Annotated in this window: 1 protein-coding gene; it reads left to right on the top strand. The window is 61.9% G+C overall.

Going from position 1 to position 417, the window contains the following annotated elements; genetic code table 11:
* The coding region (locus tag D7X55_RS46955) for a molybdopterin-dependent oxidoreductase (protein WP_147470530.1) at nucleotides 1–417 on the top strand (417 nt) is incomplete at both ends.

The raw sequence follows: 417 nt of genomic DNA, 5'->3' as shown, positions 1-417 counted from the left end.
GTGGCAGGTCTTGCCCCGACGCTAGGCCGTGGTGCGATGACGAACCACTGGGTCGACATCAAGAATGCCGACCTGATCCTGATCATGGGTGGCAATGCCGCCGAGGCACACCCGTGCGGATTCAAATGGGTGACCGAGGCCAAGGCCCACAACAAGGCCCGGCTGATCGTGGTCGATCCGCGCTTCAACCGCTCGGCCGCGGTGGCCGACGTGTACGCGCCGATCCGCACCGGTACCGATATCGTGTTCCTGGGCGGCCTGATCAACTACCTGCTGACCGAGGACCGCATCCAGCACGAGTACGTGCTGAACTACACCGACATGCCGTTCCTGGTGAAGGACGAATTCGCCTTCAAGGACGGCCTGTATTCGGGTTACAACGAAGTGAAGCGCAGCTACGACCGTTCCAGCTGGGAC

Origin of the sequence: Corallococcus sp. AB049A (assembly GCF_003668885.1) — a bacterium.
GTDB lineage: Bacteria > Myxococcota > Myxococcia > Myxococcales > Myxococcaceae > Corallococcus > Corallococcus interemptor.
Note: the sequence above shows the minus strand (reverse complement) of the source record. Positions and strands in the feature narration are given on the sequence as shown.